Annotated in this window: 15 protein-coding genes; 10 read left to right on the top strand and 5 right to left on the bottom strand. The window is 69.2% G+C overall.

Going from position 1 to position 16,782, the window contains the following annotated elements; genetic code table 11:
• The first annotated feature begins 107 nt into the window (after nt 1-107).
• On the top strand, nt 108-803 hold the full coding sequence (locus ABZS43_RS29970) for a hypothetical protein (RefSeq protein ID WP_355039331.1): 696 nt from the start codon (nt 108-110) through the stop codon (nt 801-803).
• Here ABZS43_RS29970 and ABZS43_RS29965 read toward each other — a convergent pair whose 3' ends face one another.
• From ABZS43_RS29965 to ABZS43_RS29945, 5 genes are all read right to left on the bottom strand, one after another.
• Nucleotides 804-1,988: a glycosyltransferase family 2 protein gene (locus ABZS43_RS29965; protein WP_355039330.1), complete on the bottom strand. Its 1,185-nt coding sequence runs from the start codon at nt 1,986-1,988 to the stop codon at nt 804-806.
• A 55-nt stretch (nt 1,989-2,043) separates the two neighbouring features.
• Nucleotides 2,044-2,697 carry a DUF3153 domain-containing protein gene (locus ABZS43_RS29960; protein WP_355039357.1) on the bottom strand — a complete coding sequence of 218 codons (654 nt, stop codon included), beginning with the start codon at nt 2,695-2,697 and terminating at the stop codon, nt 2,044-2,046.
• Between the two features lie 237 nt (nt 2,698-2,934).
• The gene (locus ABZS43_RS29955; protein ID WP_355039329.1) at nt 2,935-3,981 is read right to left on the bottom strand and encodes a carotenoid biosynthesis protein; all 1,047 of its coding nucleotides are present in this window, start codon (nt 3,979-3,981) and stop codon (nt 2,935-2,937) included.
• The gene (locus tag ABZS43_RS29950; RefSeq protein WP_355039328.1) at nt 3,978-5,549 is read right to left on the bottom strand and encodes an NAD(P)/FAD-dependent oxidoreductase; all 1,572 of its coding nucleotides are present in this window, start codon (nt 5,547-5,549) and stop codon (nt 3,978-3,980) included. Before ABZS43_RS29950 ends, ABZS43_RS29955 begins: the two co-directional genes overlap by 4 nt.
• A gap of 7 nt (nt 5,550-5,556) precedes the next feature.
• On the bottom strand, nt 5,557-6,174 hold the full coding sequence (locus ABZS43_RS29945) for a GNAT family N-acetyltransferase (protein WP_355039327.1): 618 nt from the start codon (nt 6,172-6,174) through the stop codon (nt 5,557-5,559).
• Between the two features lie 150 nt (nt 6,175-6,324).
• On the opposite strand from ABZS43_RS29945, the gene ABZS43_RS29940 reads away from it, so the two are divergent.
• The 9 genes from ABZS43_RS29940 to mraY all read left to right on the top strand — a co-directional run bounded on the left by ABZS43_RS29940 (nt 6,325) and on the right by mraY (nt 16,767).
• Nucleotides 6,325-6,765, top strand: a complete 441-nt coding sequence (locus tag ABZS43_RS29940; RefSeq protein WP_355039326.1) for an SAV_6107 family HEPN domain-containing protein — start codon at nt 6,325-6,327, stop codon at nt 6,763-6,765.
• 126 nt (nt 6,766-6,891) lie between these two features.
• Nucleotides 6,892-7,317, top strand: coding sequence for a DUF3040 domain-containing protein (locus ABZS43_RS29935; RefSeq protein WP_355039325.1), 426 nt, complete (start codon nt 6,892-6,894; stop codon nt 7,315-7,317).
• Between the two features lie 598 nt (nt 7,318-7,915).
• Nucleotides 7,916-8,347, top strand: a complete 432-nt coding sequence (gene mraZ, locus ABZS43_RS29930; protein ID WP_054813217.1) for a division/cell wall cluster transcriptional repressor MraZ — start codon at nt 7,916-7,918, stop codon at nt 8,345-8,347.
• A gap of 169 nt (nt 8,348-8,516) precedes the next feature.
• Nucleotides 8,517-9,506, top strand: coding sequence for a 16S rRNA (cytosine(1402)-N(4))-methyltransferase RsmH (rsmH, locus tag ABZS43_RS29925; RefSeq protein WP_355039356.1), 990 nt, complete (start codon nt 8,517-8,519; stop codon nt 9,504-9,506).
• 55 nt (nt 9,507-9,561) lie between these two features.
• Nucleotides 9,562-10,416, top strand: coding sequence for a hypothetical protein (locus ABZS43_RS29920; protein ID WP_355039324.1), 855 nt, complete (start codon nt 9,562-9,564; stop codon nt 10,414-10,416).
• A gap of 119 nt (nt 10,417-10,535) precedes the next feature.
• A complete protein-coding gene (locus ABZS43_RS29915) occupies nt 10,536-12,302 on the top strand; it encodes a penicillin-binding protein 2 (RefSeq protein WP_355039355.1) in 1,767 nt (588 codons plus the stop codon).
• A 145-nt stretch (nt 12,303-12,447) separates the two neighbouring features.
• The gene (locus ABZS43_RS29910) at nt 12,448-14,082 is read left to right on the top strand and encodes a UDP-N-acetylmuramoyl-L-alanyl-D-glutamate--2,6-diaminopimelate ligase (protein ID WP_355039323.1); all 1,635 of its coding nucleotides are present in this window, start codon (nt 12,448-12,450) and stop codon (nt 14,080-14,082) included.
• Nucleotides 14,083-14,179: 97 nt separating this feature from the next.
• On the top strand, nt 14,180-15,694 hold the full coding sequence (gene murF, locus ABZS43_RS29905; protein ID WP_355039322.1) for a UDP-N-acetylmuramoyl-tripeptide--D-alanyl-D-alanine ligase: 1,515 nt from the start codon (nt 14,180-14,182) through the stop codon (nt 15,692-15,694).
• Nucleotides 15,691-16,767 carry a phospho-N-acetylmuramoyl-pentapeptide-transferase gene (gene mraY / locus ABZS43_RS29900; protein ID WP_355039321.1) on the top strand — a complete coding sequence of 359 codons (1,077 nt, stop codon included), beginning with the start codon at nt 15,691-15,693 and terminating at the stop codon, nt 16,765-16,767. The genes murF and mraY overlap by 4 nt, the downstream gene beginning before the upstream one ends.
• The last annotated feature ends 15 nt before the right edge of the window (nt 16,768-16,782 follow it).

Below are 16,782 nucleotides of genomic sequence, written 5' to 3'. Positions count from 1 at the left end.
TCGTCGTCCGCGACGCGCCCAGGGCTTGCCGAATCCGATAAACCCTGCTGAAAGCGTTTGCGGGAGTACCCTCCTCCTCGATCGTGCCGACGATGAGGAGGTCTGTTGTGACCGTAGTGCGCCGTCTGACCACGTTTGCCGCCGTCGCGACCGGGGCTGTCGCACTGGCCCTCGCGCTACCTGGCGGCGCGGTGGGCGCTCCGTCCCCCGACACCGACCGCGCCGCCGCCATCGCGGGTCCGGGTGATCTGCTCGGTGCCTACGAGTCGAATATCGAGGCGCTGCGGAAGTTCGGCATGGACCCGTTCCTGTACCCGACCGCGGCCGCCTTCTGTAACGACGCGTCCACATTCGGGCTCGTCCCCGCGGTAGCGGGCGCGGTGCCGGGGCCGTGGCCTAAGACGACCGTCGCCATCCCCGGACTCGATATGACCGCCGTGGAAGCGGGCCAGACCATGTTCACCTTCGTGCCTTTCGGCGTCGCCGCCGACAAGAGGACCGATACCGGGATGCGTGTCGCGTGGCTCAACGTCAGCAACGGCCGTAGCGGCACGGCGTCCATGGGCCCGATCGGGGATGTCCTGTCCGCCATGATCCCGCCCGAGGTGCCCGCCGACGTCCGTCCGGTCGCCGAGAAGGCCGTCCAGGACTTCTTCCTCGCCTCGCTCCCGGTCGGCGGTATCCGCGCGGTCCCCGTCGACACCGGCAAGGGCATGGTGCTCGCGGCGGTCTTCGGCACCGTCCAGAGCGGCGATCGGTCCTGCTTCTTCCTGCCGACCGTCGGGATGACCACCATCCCATGATCATCCGCGGGGGAGGGAACGACCTTTCCAACCGAGCGTCCCCCGGCGGTAGGCCAGGTGCGATCGGATCGACAGGGCCGTGTACGCGATGATCGACACGGGATGCGCCAGTGCCGCGACGATATCGGCGCGGGTCGAGGATCGACCGGACTCCAGGGAACGCGCCAGCAGTCGCGTGGTGACGGCGGCGGCATACCCGAGAATTCCGGCTCGGCGGGTACCGCCGCGACCCGCCACCGCCGCCAGGGGCGCGACCACGTACGCCAGGGCGGCCACCGATCCGACAGCCGCGGCGGCGATCGGCGAGCCGCCGTAGGCGGACCACAGCCACCGGGTGTATCCGGCGTCGAGTTCGGCCGCGCCCCGGTACATCCGGGTGCGGGCCAGCGGGCCCGCGGCGACCAGAGCGGTATGCCCGCCGCCGCGCCGCACCGCGCGGGCGATATCCAGATCCTCGGTCGGGGACGCCGCCACCGCCGCGTGGCCGCCTGCCGCGCGATAGGCGGCGGTGTCGAAGACCAGGAACTGCCCGCACGCCACCGCCGTCGACGGCCGCAGGCTCCGATTCGCCACGGCGACGGGCAACGTGGAGGCCCACGACCAGCACAGCAGTGGCTGCACCAGCGCCTCGGCCACCGACCCCGCGTCCTGGCGCGGCCACGGTGACACCAGTGCCGCGCGGCCCCTGCGCAATTCCGCCACCGCCGCGGCGATCGCGCCGGGCGCGATCCGCACGTCGGCGTCGAGGAAGATCACGACGGCCGTATCCACCGCGTCGGCCAGCCTGGCACAGGCCGCGGCCTTCCCGGTCCATCCCGGCTCCGGTTCGGTATCCGAGCGGATCACGATGAACCGGGGGTCGCCGTCGATCGCCTTCTCGGCCGCCGCCGCGGTGCCGTCGGTGGACGCGTCATCGAGAATCAGCACCTGGAGGCGCGGCGCCCCCGACTGCGCGCGCAGATCACCGATCAGCTCCGGCAGTCGCCGCACCTCGTCGCGCGCCGGAACGCACACCGTGATCGGCTCGATGACAGCGGCGGATTCCGGCAGTCGCCGTACCGTCAACCGATTGACCAATGCGATCGCGCAGCCGAGCACCGCGACGCCGGCGCCCGCCCGTGCGCTCACCGCCGCCGCGTTCCCGGCGATGGCCGTTCGCGCGCGAGCCGCGCTGTCGTCAGCCATTGTCGGCACCCCTCGTCTCGCACCCGCGTATATCGGACGTGCCGCCGTCCGGGGGTCAGCGTCCTTCGATGACCAGCCGCCACCAGCGGCTCAGGGAGAAGCCGCCTTCGGGGTGGGGGGCGGCCGGATTGCGGTCCATGAAGGCCATCGCGGCGACGATGGCGGCGACCGCGAGGGTGATACCGCCGACGATGCCCGCCCAGCCCGCGAACGACCGGGTGTTGGGATCGGCGTAGCTCACCTCGGCGCGCAGGGTGGAGACATCGCCGGGCGGAAGTTTCCACGAGACCGTGGAATCGCCCTCGCGGTTACCGTTGGTCTTGGCGACGCGCGCCGGGAAAGCCACCGTGAACTGCACGTCCGAACCATGCGGCGGAACCGATTTCAGATCCACCCTGCCGGTCAGGCTGACCAGATCGCCGGTGCGCTGGAACTGGAGCTGGAACATGCCCTGGGTCTGCTCGGAGAGCCCACCCAGCTGGGAGACCTCACCGAAGGACAGATCCTCGAAGAACACCTTGCTGCCCACATATCCGTCCTGGCTGTAGGGCTCGACGCGAACCTTGGCCGCCAGCGAATCGGGGACTTTCAATTGCGGGCCCTTGTCCTCGGCGCCCGTCGGCACCACCGCGGCCACGATCCGGCCGGACACCCTGTCGTTGGACGACACGCCCATCGACACCTGTACGCGCAGGCAGCCGACGAGCATCGGCACCAGCAAGGCCGCGAGAAGGGCGGCGGCTGCTAACCGCACTCCGGTACGCGGTCCTCGCGCGGGAACCGGGGTGTCGGGCATCGTTGGCATGGGACTCGGGTGCACGGCTCACATCGTGCCAGGCATGGTGTCGCAATGGCCACGCGACGGGCGCAATGACGAGCCGCGAGCAGTTCGGCGCGCTCGCCGCCGGGCCGCATGGCGCGCTCCTGACTTCCCTGACCCGGGGATTCATTCCGGGCGTGGCGCGCCGCCGAGGTGCTCGGGGGGCGCGACCCGACGCGGTTCGCGCCGGTGCGACCTCGCGGACTCCCGCTCCCCGCCGCGACTCCGCCCGAGCCGGAGCAGGAGGGGGAGCCCGAGCGCGCCCATACCGAGCGCGCCGTATCCGGCGGACGCGGGGAGTCCGAGGAAGACGGCGTGCGCGAGCACCGAGCCGAGCCACGTCCACAGGAATACCGCCGCGGGCAACGCGGTCGCCGCCGAGAACGCCGGGGTTCTCGCGATGGTGGTCGCCGACGCGGGCGCGGCGCGATCCCACCGCTCCAGCAGCGCCGCCATCACCAGCCCGACCGCGAACCACCCGGGGTAATTCGTCACCGGGATCTGCGCAAGGCCCGGCAGCCCGGACTCCTCGGCACACCACGTCCACTGGCCGTCGGCGACCATCTGCGGGTCGAGGAACAGATCCCAGCCCACCGCGCCGACGGCGGTCAGCCCGATCCGCCCGGCCGCGCGCCGGGTCAGCATCGTCGCGACGATCCACACCGGATAGAGTCCGCCGGTCCACGCGAGCGGAACGATCAGCGGGACCGCGCCCAGCGCGGGACCGATGCGGTCGACGGCGTACTCGTAACAGCCGAACGGCATCCCGGTCGCGGTGCCGACCGCTTCGGCGAGGAATCCGATGCCGGAGACGATCGCCAGGAATCCCGCCGTGAAGCGGGTTCCGCGGGTCGCCGCGGCATGGGCGAGGGCGGTCGCGGCGGATAACAGCACCACCGCGACCGTCACCCGGTCCCTGACCGGGCCCTCGGTCAGGGGGTAGCTGATCTGCACGGCGATCAGCAGCACCGCGAACAGCGCGGGGACCGGATGGCGCGTCAGCGCGGGGACCACTCGGCGCGCCTGCCGCGCGCGACGTCCGCACCGCGGTGTCGCCGTACCCTTGGTCGTGCCGATGGCGCGAGTCGCGAGTTCGGTGGACTCGGCGGTCGCCGCCCCGCCGGTCCCCGCGGTCGTGGGGACGGTGGACTCCGGGCACACCTGTTCGGTCATCGCCGCGGGGAGAACGAGAAACGGCGGCGGCGCGTGTCGCGCAGCGCCAATCGGGCCGCACTGCGTCCGCTCGCCCCGGACACCCCGCCGCCCGGGTGGGTCGACGCGCCGGTGAGATAGAGACCGGGCGCGCCGGGCACCCGCTGACCGGACAGTTCCGGAATCGGCCGCCACATCATCATCTGGTCGAGCGACATCTCGACGTGCATCACATTGCCGCCGCGCAACCCCATCTCCCGCTCCAGATCGACCGGGGTCTGCACATGGCGTCGCAGCACTGTCTCGGTGAAACCCGGTGCGTAGGAATCGACTTCGGCGATGATTCGGTCGGCCTCGTCCTCGGCGTGCGCCGACCACTCGGTGCCGTCGGCGAGCCGGTACGGATGCCACTGGGCCCACAGCGAGAGTTGATGCTGCCCGGCGGGGGCGATGGTGGGATCGACGGCGCTGAAACTCATGCCGAGCACCACGGGGCGCGGCGGCAGGTCGCCCGCCAGCGCCGCGCCGTGCGCCAACCGCAACTGCCTGCGGTCGGAGACCAGGAATTGCAGGCCGCGGGCGGATTCGTCGGCGGTGGCATCCGGATAACGCGGCAGGTCCGAAGTCGCCAGGCGCACCACCATGCCGATGCCTGGACCGACCCGGATACGCCGCTGCCACTCATCGAGCGCGCCCTCGTCGAAACCGCCCGCGCGCAACAGGTCCAGCGTCGTCAGCACGTGCGTGCCCGCGATCACGATGCGGGCCGACAGATCTCGCCCGGATTCGGTCCGTACCCGCCAGCCGTCTCCCGCGCGCGTCACGGCGGTGACCGCGTCCCCGGCCGACACCGCGCCGCCGTCCGCGCGCAATCGCGCGACCAGCGCCGCGGACAACGCCCCGCTTCCGCCCACCGCGCGTCCGGGCGGCAGGGTGTGCATGAGCGCCGCGATTCCGACCATGGGCGCGGTACCCGGCTCCGACATCGGCGGCCCGGACTGGGCGCCGAACCACGCCAGCGACGCCTTCAGTCGTTCGTCGTGAAAACAGGTATCCAGCAGCGCGTCCCCGGATTGCAGGAATTCGCGCGACAACGCGCTGCCACCGCCTCGGGCGTCCAACCCCCAGAAGGAGCGCAGCAGCCGCCCCGGTGTCGGCGTCGCGCCGAACGCGCGCATCACCCGCGCGCTGCGCTCGCCCCACACCTCCACGAAACGCCGGTAGGCCACGGCGTCTCGCTCACCGCAGGACGCCGCGATGCCGGCGCAGGTCCGGTCGAGATCGTGATGGAACACGATCGGCGGCGCGCCCGATTCGGGGTCGGCCGGGGTGAATCCCCACGGATCGCAGTCGATATAGCGCAGGCCGAAACGTTCGAGTTCGAGTTCTTCGATGATGCCGGTGTGCCGGATCATGATGTGCGCCGACGATCCCCTGTCGACCAGGTGCCCGGGAAACCGCCGCACCGTCGAGACCGCCCCGCCCAGCACCTCGTCGCGCTCGAGCACCTCGACCCGTTCGCCCGCGCGCGCCAGATAGCAGGCCGCGACCAGGGCGTTATGTCCCGAGCCGAGCACCAGAACTGTCACGTGACCCTCATAGCGGCATCCGTCGTCCCAGGATCGCGAAAGGCCGAGTATCCCCGGCGAAGACGAAATTCCTGATCACATCGCTGAAACCCTCGCGTCGGTACAGTCGCCAGGCGCGGTTGTCCTCGCCGACCACCTCCGGGGTGGACAGCAGTACCGCGCCCTCCGGCCGGTTCCGGAGCAGGCGGTGCAACAGGATCGCGCCGATGCCGCGTCCCTGCGCGGAGGGGTGCACATGTAATTCGGTCAGTTCGAAATAGTCCGCGAGCAGGTCGCGCGTGGCGTGCTCCGGCCAGCCGGAGCGTCGCATTCCGGTGTGCACCTGCTGATGCCACCACTGGTGCGGTGCGCCGCGATATCCGTAGGCGATCGCGACGATCGGCGAGGTTCGCAGATCGACGTGTCCGGAATCGTCGGGCGACAGCGCCGCGACGGCCTGCCAGCCGACGCGGGTGGTGTGCTCGGTCCACATCGGCGCTCGATGATTCTCGGTGCCGCGCGGGTAGTCCATCGCCGCGACATATACCGAGAGCACGTCGTGCAATCGGTAGCGCAGATCGGTGACCGAGAAGTCGACGACGACCGGTGCGGGGGCGGGGGTGTGATTGGGCTTGACGGCTGTCATGGCTCTCGTCGGCCGCGCTGGCGCGGAAAAGTTGTCGGTGGGTGTCCCTATATTCAATCTCAATTCAAACGTTCGAATACCCGTTCGATCCGCGCGGTGGGCATGCAGCGCCCCGTCGGGTCGGGGTGTACGACAGCGGAGGGACGGCTGATGTCTGGTCGGATCGAACATCAGGGGCAACCCGGCAGGGCGGGGAAACTGCTGAAGAAGGCCGATGGACTGCTCATGGAGGCGGCGGGAGAAACGGATCCGCGCGAGCGGTTCCGCACCGCCTACCTGGCCGCGCTGCGTGGCGCGGGGGCCGTGCTCGCGTTCACCGGAGCCGACGCCGCGCCACGGGCGCGTTCACGCAACGCGTGGGTGCTCCTGCAACGAGCGATGCCGGAATTCGTCATGTGGGCCGACTACTTCGGCGCTCGCTCGGAATTGCGGGCCGCGCTGGAGGCGGGATTCGACCGGGATGTCGATGATCACACGGCCGACGAGTTCTCTTCGCGGGTGGGCGCATTCCTGCACGATGTGGAGGATCTACTCGCCACCGCCGCGCGTTTGAGGCCGCCGCGGGGCCTTTCGAACGGTATGACCGCTTAAGTTATCGGCGAGTAGGTGGTACGGCCTTCATCGAACTCGTATCATTGGTGTCAGATAGCCGCCAAGGTCGGCTATCAGTCGCCGACCCGGAGGCGACAGCCACGTCCTAGTGCCGGGGGAGGTACCGTGCCACTCTCCGAGCACGAGCAGCGCATGCTCGAACAAATCGAGAGCGCGCTCTATGCTGAGGATCCGAAGTTCGCCTCGTCCGTCCGCGGCGGACGACTTCGCTCGACCTCGAGTCGTCGCAGACTCCAGGCCGCGGTTCTCTTCGTCCTCGGTTTGTTTCTACTCGTCGCAGGGATCGCCGCTCCGGTGAAACCCGGCGGCTTCCCGATCATCAGCTTGGTCGGGTTCATCGTCATGTTCGGTGCCGGCGTGCTGCTGTTGCTCGGCAGCCCCAAGGGCGGCGGTAAGGGCACTCGCTCCACCGACGCCCCTTCCGGCGGACCGGGCACTGGCCGATCGAGCGGGCCTGGGCGACAGCGCAAGTCCGGTGGTTTCTCCGAACGCATGGAAGATCGCTTCCGGAGACGATTCGAGCAGGAGTAGTCGGATTCGTCCCCGACACTCGGCCCGACAACGACATATCGACCGCGACGCCGCACCGATCGAGGTGCGGCGTCGCCGTCGCATGTCGGTGGTCCATCAGACATCCGAGCAACGGGCGATATGCCGGGCGTCCCCATTTCACCCCACGGCTGTCCAACCGCACCCCCCACCTTTCCCCACGGGGATCCCCCACCGCGCCCCACCCGCGTGGCCCGGCGGACTATCCGCTTCCGGGTCCGCGCCTGCGGGCACGTTCCCCGCAAACTCGCCCCCGCGACAAAAGACGTGCGTAGCAAGGCCATGCCGAACCCGAGCGGTCGATCAGGGGTCGAATCGGCCCCTTCCGGGGGTTTGCTGAGTGTTTTCGGGTGATTGTCCATCTGCGCCAGGCGTGTCGGCGGAACACGGAAAAAGTTCTCCACTGCGTGATAGCTGGGATGACCTGCGAAATCGTTGACGTGGGGAGCGAGATCACCGGTTGTTTCGATTGAAAGTGGGGGAAAGTGGGGTAATGTGGAGCGCGCACTACTGGAGAGTCGTACATCCGAGGTGATCGTGCTCCCCGCTACCGCGGGGTTGATCCGCAGGAGGTATCGGGATGTTCCTCGGTACCTACACACCCCGGCTGGACGACAAAGGGCGACTCACGTTGCCCGCGAAGTTTCGAGACGATCTGGCGGGAGGGTTGATGGTCACGAAGGGTCAGGACCACAGCCTTGCCGTATATCCCAAGGAAGAGTTCACCGCGCTCGCTCGTCGAGCCGCGGCGGCGTCTCGAAGCAACCCGCGGGCGCGCGCGTTCGTCCGGGCGCTTGCCGCCGGTACGGATGAACAACGTCTGGATGGCCAGGGCCGGATCGTGTTGTCCGCCGAACATCGCCGCTACGCGAATCTCGATCGGGATTGCGTAGTGATCGGTTCGGTCGACTTCCTGGAGATATGGGATAAGCAGGCGTGGGAGTCCTACCTCGCCGAGCACGAGGAGGATTACGCGGAAGCGAGAGACGAGTCGCTGGGCGGAATCTTCTAGCCCGAACGAACGAGTGCCACGCGGCCTCTGCCCGGAGGCGAACCCTGACGTACTTCCCCGACGCCAGGTGTCGAATTCGGTCAGAGACCTCGCGGCATTCGTTTTCTCGAAGCAGCTCCGAAAACACTGTGGAACAAGGCGACCCGTGCAAGCGACGACGCGAGGCAGGATCCGGGAGGTCGAGGTGAATCGTGCAGAGCCCGGTCCCCGCCATGTTCCGGTGCTGTTGCACAGGGCCGACGAACTACTCGGGCCCGCGCTGACCGAGCCAGGCGCCGTCTATATCGATGCCACCCTCGGATTGGGCGGGCACGCCGAACATTTCCTGCGTACCTATCCGCGTCTGCGCCTTATCGGGCTCGACCGCGACACCACGGCACTCGAGCTGGCAGCAGAGCGCCTGCGGTCCTTCGAGGACCGAATCACCCTGGTGCATACCCGATACGACGGGATCGCCGACGCACTGGGACAGGCCGGACTCGGTCCGGTCGGTTCGGTCAGCGGGATCCTGATGGATCTCGGCGTCTCCTCGATGCAGCTGGACGAGGCGGATCGGGGGTTCGCCTATTCCGTCGACGCGCCGCTGGATATGCGGATGGATCCGACCACCGGTATCACCGCGGCCGATGTGCTGAATACCTACAGTCACGGCGACTTGGCCCGGGTTCTCAAAACCTATGGGGAGGAACGCTTCGCGGGCAAGATCGCCAGCGAGGTGCTCCGGCGTCGTCAGCAGCGGCCCTTCACCACCAGCGCCGAACTGGTCGAGGTGCTCTACGCCACCATTCCGGCGGCGGCGCGGCGCACCGGTGGTCATCCGGCCAAGCGCACCTTCCAGGCCCTGCGGGTCGAGGTCAACGGAGAGCTCGATTCGCTGCGCGCGGCTCTGCCCGCGGCACTGGATTCGCTGCGCGTCGGCGGGCGCATCGTGATCATGTCCTACCAGTCGCTGGAGGACCGCGTCGTCAAACACGAGCTGGCGCCGCGTATCGCGTCGAGGACCCCGGTGGACCTGCCGGTCGAATTGCCCGGTATGGGACCGGAATTCCGGATGCTGACCCGTGGCGCCGAGAAGGCCACCGAGCAGGAAATCGAGGAGAACCCGAGAGCGGCCCCGGTCCGTATGCGTGCCGCCGAACGAATTCAGGCGGCGGTGTGACGGACACGGGCTGGTCGACCCGCGGGTGGTTCCGCGGACTAGAGGAGGGGACTGCATGAGCATTCGGACACGCGCCGTGCCCGCGCCGGGTCGGGTCGCCCGACGGGTTCAGGCCGCCGAACGTGTGAAATCCGGTGCGGCGCAGCGCGCCTACGCCAAGCGCCGGACGCGGGCCGAACATCAGTCCGACGTGCCCGCGCTCCCGCGTCGGCGCGGATCGGTGATGGCGGCGCGCATTCCGTTCGTCGCCGCGATCATCGCCCTGCTCGGCTGCGGACTCGCGCTGACCCTGTTGCTGACCACCCGCGCGACGGAGGACAGCTACCAGCTCGGCGACGCCCGTCAGCTCAATCGCACGCTCGCCGAGGAACGCGCCGCCCTGCAACGCGAGGTGGAGGCAGCCGATTCGGCGCCCGAACTCGCCGCGCGAGCCCGTGAACTCGGCATGATCCCCGCCAAGGATCCGGCCAGGCTGGTCATCGCCGCGGACGGAACGGTCACGGTGATCGGCGATCCCACTCCGGCGCAGGGCGCGCCCGCACCTCCGTTGAACGGCTCGCCGACCGGTCCGGGGACGCAGGGGGAACGGGTCGTGCCGGTCAGCATTGTGCGGCAGTCGCCCGCTCCCGTGCAGACGAACGCGGAATCCGGCGCCGCGCCGCATACGCCCGCACCGACCCCGGCGCCCGCGCCCCCGGTTCCGCTTCCGGCGGGCCACGAGCCGGTCGCCGCGGTACCGGCGGCGCCGGTACCGGCCGCGTCCGGTGCGCCGGGCGAGGTACGGGAGACGCCGCGATTCGATGAATCGCACACCGGCGAATCGCAAACCAGCGAACCGCAAACCGGCGAACCGCAAACCCGGGCGGATCCGTACCGGGAGCAGTCATCGCCGGATGGAGGCACTCGATGACACAGGCCAGGCCCGCGGCGCGCAGGCGACGCGGGCCGACCCCGTCCGGGGGACGACCGCGTAAAGCGGGGGCCTCGGATCGGCCGCTGCGGCTGCGTCTGGTGGTGGGGCGGATCGTGATGCTGGTCGCGCTCGCCGTCGTCGCGCTGCAATTGCTGTGGATCCAGAGCATTTCCGCGCCCGCGCTGTCCGAGCAGGCCGCGAGTCAGCGCACCACCCGGGATCCCGAGATGGCGATCCGGGGTCCGATCACCGACCGCAACGGTAAAGCGCTGGCCTTCACGACCGTCGCGAAAGCTCTCACCTTCCAGCCGGTCCGGGTGCGCGCCGAACTCGAGGACGCGCGCGCCAAGAGCGAGAAGGCGCCCGTCCCGGAGGAACGGCTGCAGGCGATCGCCGAGGTGATCCACGACAAGCTCGGCCCGCGCGCGCCGTCGACGACGGAACTGCTCGACAAGTTGCGCGGCGACGAGGAATTCGTCTACCTGGCCCGTAATGTCGACGCGCGGATCGCCGGGGATATCAGGGCGCAGTTCCGCGAGGTGGGTACCGAGGCGCAGTCGCTGCGCGAGTATCCGGGAGGCTCGTTGGGAGCCAACATCATCGGCGCCACCGGCTGGGACGGGCACGGACTGATCGGCCTCGAGTCCTCGCTGGACGCGGTGCTGGCGGGTACCGACGGTTCGGTCACCTACGACCGCGGCTCCGACGGCGCCGTCATCCCGGGGAGCTGGCGCGACAAGCAGCCCGCCGTGAACGGCAACGGCGTCGAGCTGACGCTGGATTCGGACTTGCAGTACTACGTGCAGCAGCAGGTGCAGCAGGCGCGCGAAATGTCCGGTGCGCAGAGCGCTTCCGCGGTGGTTCTCGATGCCAAGACCGGCCAGGTGCTGGCCATGGCCAACGACAACACCTTCAATCCCGCGCTCGGCCCGCAGAACTGGGGCACCCTCGTCACCAACAACCCCTCGGTCAGCGATCCGTTCGAACCGGGTTCGGTGAACAAGATCGTCACCGCCGCCGCCGCCATCGAATACGGGCTCACCGATCCCGACGAGGTGTTGCAGGTTCCCGGTGCGATCAGAATGGCGGGGGTCACCGTCGGTGACGCGTGGGAGCACGAGACCGCGCCCTACACCACCACGGGCGTCTTCGGAAGATCCTCGAACGTCGGCACTCTGATGCTGGCTCAGCGGGTCGGCGAGGACCGATACGCGGATATGCTGAACCGCTTCGGACTAGGCCGGCGCACCGGCGTCGGCCTGCCGGGCGAAACGGCGGGCCAGGTTCCGGCGCGTGACCAGTGGTCGGGCGGCACTTTCGCCAACCTGCCCATCGGGCAGGGCCTTTCGATGTCGACACTGCAGATGACGAGCATGTACCAGGCCATCGCGAACGACGGCATGCGCATTCCTCCCCGGATCGTCAGGGCCACGGTCGCCGCGAACGGCGCGCGCACCGAGGAACCGCAGCCAGAGGGCGTGCGGGTGGTGAGTCCGCAGACCGCGGCGACGCTGCGGACCATGTTCCAGGCCGTCGTGCAACGCGATCGGATGGACGCCGCGCAGAACGGCACCGGCTGGCCCGCCGCCATCGAGGGCTACCAGATCGCGGGAAAGACCGGCACCGCGCAGAAAATCGACACGCGCTGCAAATGCTATTCCAGCTCCAGCTACTGGATCACCTTCGCGGGTATCGCCCCCGCCGACAACCCTCGCTACGTGGTCGGCCTGATGCTCGACAACCCGGTGCGCAGCTCCGACGGGAGCGGAGGCCAATCGGCCGCCCCACTGTTCCACAGCATCGCCTCCTGGGCGTTGCAGCGTGACCGCATCCCGCCATCGCCGGAGCCGGTACGCAAATTCGTGCTGCAGGCCGGAGTGTGATTCGCGTAGGTCACCCACACGTACCGGGGGACGGCGGCGCCGCAACATCGAGGCGCGTTGTTCCCCGGTACGCGTACGTCGGTAACCTGACACGTCGTCCCACGATGCGTTCTCATGTCCACGTCCCCGATCAGAGAGGAGCAAGGTGCCCGCGCAGTCCAGCCCGCACGCGCTCCGGCCGGTAAACCCGCCGTCGACGCCGCTGTCCACCGTGCTGGAGTCGACAGGCGCCCGTGTCCGCGGACCGATCCCCGCGGACGCGGTGGTGACCGGCATCGAGCAGCGGTCGAACGCTGTCGTGCCGGGTGATCTGTTCGCCGCGCTGCCCGGCGCGCGGTCCCACGGCGCTCGCTTCGCCCGTGACGCGGTCGAGCGCGGCGCGGTCGCGGTGTTCACCGACACGGCGGGGGCCGAGTTGGCGGGTGATCTCGGTGTGCCGGTGCTGGTACGCGAGCAGCCGCGCGCGGTACTCGGCGAATTGTCCGCGACGCTGTACGGCCATCCGTCGCGGCGGCTGCGCATCGTCGGCATCACCGGCACATCGGGTAAGACCACGACGTCCTACCTGGTGGAAGCCGGGCTGGGCGCGGGTGGCCTGTCCACCGCGCTGATCGGGACGATCGAGACCCGTATCGGCGGACGCCGGGTGCCGAGCGCGCTCACCACACCGGAAGCGCCGCAGTTGCACGCCATGTTCGCGCTGATGGTCGAGCAGGGCGTCGACGCGGTGGTGATGGAGGTTTCCAGCCACGCGCTGGCGCTGGGGCGGGTGGACGGGGTCCGATTCGCGGTGGGCGCTTTCACCAACCTGTCGCAGGATCACCTGGATTTCCATAGCGACTTCGAGGATTATTTCGCCGCCAAGCGTCGCCTGTTCGATCCGCAGTCGCCGGTGGCGGCCCAGGTGCCGGTCGTCTGCGTCGACGACGAGTGGGGCGCGCGACTGGCCGCCGAGCTGACGGAGCCGATCACGGTGTCGACCACCGCGACCCCGGCGACCTGGACGCTGGCGGGCGCGATCACCACGCGCGGCGGCGAACAGAGTTTCACCGCGGCGGGTCCCGAGCGAACCATCGATATGCGCCTGCGGCTTCCCGGCCGCTACAACGTCGCCAACGGACTGCTCGCGGTCGCGGTATGCGCCGCCGCGGGAGTCGACGCCGATATCGCCGCGCCCGCGCTGGCCACCGTGGACGTGCCGGGTCGGATGCAGCGTATCGAGCGCGGGCAGGATTTCCTCGCCGTCGTCGACTACGCCCACAAACCCGCCGCCGTCGAATCCGTCGTCGCCACCCTGCGCGCCCAGCTGGATCTCGATGCCTCCGCGTCGCCGGGCAGGCTCGCGGTGGTGGTCGGCGCGGGCGGTGACCGCGACGCGGGCAAGCGCGCGCTGATGGGCGCGGCGGGCGCGCGCGGCGCGGATCTGCTGATCATCACCGACGACAATCCACGCGGCGAGGATCCGGCGTCCATCAGGGCGGCGCTGCGCGCGGGGGCGCTGGAGGTGCCCGCCGACGTGCGCGGCGAAGTGCGCGAAATCGGCGACCGCGCCCTGGCCATCGCGGCGGCGGTCGACTGGGCGCGCTCGGGCGACGCGGTACTCGTCGCGGGTAAGGGACACGAGTCGGGCCAGGAGATCGACGGCGTCAAACACCCGTTCGACGACCGCGACGTACTGGCCGAGGCGCTCGAGCGCAAGCGGCGGTCGGTGGCCTCGGGGCACGACGACGGCGTGCACACGGGCGGCTCGACCACAGGGGTGTCGGGGGTGCTGCGGTGAACGGGATACCCTACTGCCGCAACGACATCGGGTCGGCGCACAATGTTCAGGCACAGCGAAGTCCGCAGAGAACGGACGCGGAGGACTTGACGATTTCATGATCGAGATGACACTGCGGGAGATCGCGGACGTCGTCGGCGGGACGCTGCACGACGTGCCGGACCCACAGGTGCGGGTGACCGGTTCGGTCGAATTCGATTCGCGGCGCATCGGTTCAGGGGATCTGTTCCTCGCGCTGCCCGGCGAGCGAGCGGACGGGCACGATTACGCGACCGTCGCGGTCGAGGCGGGCGCTGTCGCCGTGCTCGCCGCGCGACCGGTGGGCGTACCCGCCATCGTCGTCGGCCCGAAGCCGGGCACCGTGCCCGCGAGTTCGGTTGCGCTGGCCGGTGATTCGGACGGATCCGGGGCCGCGGTGCTGGCCGCGCTCGCCGATCTCGCCCACGCCAGCATCGAACGGCTCACCGCCGCAGGCGGTCTCACCGTCATCGGCGTCACCGGATCGTCGGGCAAGACCTCGACCAAGGATCTGCTCGCGGCCGTGCTGGCTCCGCTCGGCCCCGTCATCGCGCCGCCCGGCTCGTTCAACAACGAACTCGGGCACCCGTGGACCGCGCTACGCGCCGACGCGAATACCCGCTTCCTCGTTCTGGAAATGTCCGCGCGCGGGCCGGGACATATCGCCGCGCTGGCGTCGGTCGCACCGCCGAGGATCGGAGTCGTGCTCAATGTCGGCACCGCGCACCTCGGTGAATTCGGCAGCCGGGAGGCCATCGCGAAAACCAAGGGCGAATTGGTCGAGGCATTGCCCAGTGACGGCGTCGCGGTTCTCAATGCCGACGATCCGCAGGTCGCGGCCATGGCCTCGCGGACATCGGCCACCGTAACGACGGTCGGACAGTCGAGCGGCGCGGATATCAGGGCCACCGACATCCACCTCGACGACCAGGCCCGCGCCGGGTTCACCATGCACACGCCCGCGGGCAGCGCGCGGATCCGGTTGTCCGTGCACGGCGAACACCAGGTCGGCAACGCGCTGTCCGCCGCGGCGGTCGGATTGGCCTGCGGCGCGGATCTGGACACCGTGGCGACGGCGCTGTCCGGCGCCACGGCGGCCTCGGCGCGCCGGATGGACGTGCGCACCACCGGCGAGGGCGTGACCGTTGTCAACGACTCCTACAACGCCAACCCCGATTCGGTCCGGGCCGCGCTCAAGGCGTTGGTCACCATGTCCAGGGCGGGCGCCACACCTCGGCGCAGCTGGGCGGTACTCGGCGAAATGGGTGAACTCGGCGAGGAATCCGTGATCGAACACGACCGGATCGGCAGGCTCGCGGTGCGCCTGGATGTCGACCGGCTCGTCGTCGTCGGCACGGGAAGGCCGTCCCGGGCGATGCACCAGGGAGCGGTGATGGAAGGCTCATGGGGCGAGGAATCGATTCTCGTCCCCGATATCGGCGCGGCCATCGCGTTACTCGAAGACGAAGTAGAGACGGGTGATGTGGTGCTGGTCAAGGCGTCCAAATCGGTGGGTCTGTGGGAGGTCGCCGAGTATTTGACGAGCGCGGAACGTGCGGGCGATCGCAGGGGTAGCACGGAGGCGGCGCAGTGAGACAGATTCTCTTCTCCGCCGCCATCGCCTTGGCGGTGTCGATCCTGTTGACCCCGTTATTGATCAAATTCTTCGCCAAGCAGGGTTTCGGCCAGGAGATCCGGGTCGACGGCCCGGCCAGCCATCAGGCCAAGCGCGGCACCCCGACCATGGGCGGCGTCGCCATCCTGATCGGCATGTGGGCCGGTTATTTCGGTTCGCACCTGATCGGCATCGGCTACAACGCCGAGGGGCCGACCGCGTCCGGTCTGCTCGTGCTCGGGCTCACCACCGCGTTGGGGGCCGTCGGTTTCGTCGACGATTTCATCAAGATCCGCAAGGGCCGCAATCTCGGGCTGACCGCGGCGGGCAAATACGTCGGCCAGCTCACCGCCGCGGTGATCTTCGGCGTGCTCGCCCTGCAATTCCGCAACAACTACGGGCTCACTCCGGCGAGCAGGCATATCTCCTATGTCCGCGACATCACCACGGTGTCGATGGGCATTGTCTTCTTCCTGCTGTTCGTGAGCCTGATCGTCGTCGCCACCTCGAACGCGGTGAATCTCACCGATGGCCTCGACGGCCTCGCCGCTGGCTCGATGAGCCTGGTGATGGGCGGGTACGTGATCATCACGTTCTGGCAGTACTACCACGCGTGCGCCACCAAACCCGAGGCCGGTTGTTACAACGTGCGCGATCCGCTCGACCTGGCGCTGGTCGCGGCGGCGGGCGCTGCGGCGTGTATCGGATTCCTCTGGTGGAATGCCGCGCCCGCCAAGATCTTCATGGGCGACACCGGTTCGCTCGCGCTGGGCGGCCTGCTCGCTGGCATGGCCATCACGACCCGCACCGAACTGTTGATGGTGGTGCTCGCCGCGCTGTTCGTCGCCGAGGCGCTATCGGTGATCCTGCAGGTGGCCGTGTACCGCACCACGCGTAACCGATTGTTCAAGATGGCGCCGTTCCATCATCATTTCGAGCTCAGCAAATGGGCCGAGACGACTGTGATCATCAGATTCTGGCTCTTGGCCGCCATGGCCTCCGCGGTCGGGCTCGGCTTGTTCTACAGCGAATACCTCTCCGCGGTCGGGTGAAACAGATGGTCGAAC

This window comes from Nocardia sp. NPDC005366 (genome assembly GCF_040606855.1).
In the GTDB taxonomy this organism is placed as follows: Bacteria; Actinomycetota; Actinomycetes; order Mycobacteriales; family Mycobacteriaceae; genus Nocardia.
Note: the sequence above shows the minus strand (reverse complement) of the source record. Positions and strands in the feature narration are given on the sequence as shown.